At 43.1% G+C, this 548-nt stretch carries 1 protein-coding gene; it reads left to right on the forward strand.

The window, feature by feature from the left end; genetic code table 11:
- The coding region (locus P364_RS0134875) for a cation transporter (protein ID WP_024634535.1) at window positions 1-548 on the forward strand (548 nt) is incomplete at both ends.

Raw genomic sequence — 548 nt, forward strand, 5'->3', positions numbered from 1 at the left:
GTCTATCGTGTACAAGGGTTTACCTGTACAAACTGTGCCGGTAAATTTGAAAATAACGTAAAAAGTCTTCCTGGTGTCACAGACGCACAGGTTAATTTTGGGGCAGCCAAAATAACCGTTATGGGAAATGCAACTGTCGAAGAGTTAGAAAAGGCAGGTGCTTTTGAAAACCTAAAGATAACGCCTGAGAAACAACGGGTTATAGAAAAGAAAGAGCCTTTTTGGAAAGAGAATTGGAATGTGCTTTTGTCCCTTTTATTGATGGCGGCAGGTTATTACTTGGCCTCGTACTATGGAGAAGAAGCCTTGGTTCCTGTAATGGCATTTGGAGCGGCCATAATTATTGGCGGATATGAACTGTTTAAAAAAGGGATCAAGAACTTATTTCAGCTGCAATTTGATATGAACACGCTGATGACTGTTGCCATCATTGGAGCCGCTGCCATCGGAGAGTGGGGCGAAGGTGCTGTTGTTGTGTTACTCTTTGCCATTAGCGAAGCATTAGAACGGTATTCAATGCAAAAGGCTCGTCAGTCGATCCGTTCACT

This window comes from Paenibacillus sp. MAEPY2, from assembly GCF_000499205.1.
GTDB lineage: Bacteria > Bacillota > Bacilli > Paenibacillales > Paenibacillaceae > Paenibacillus > Paenibacillus vandeheii.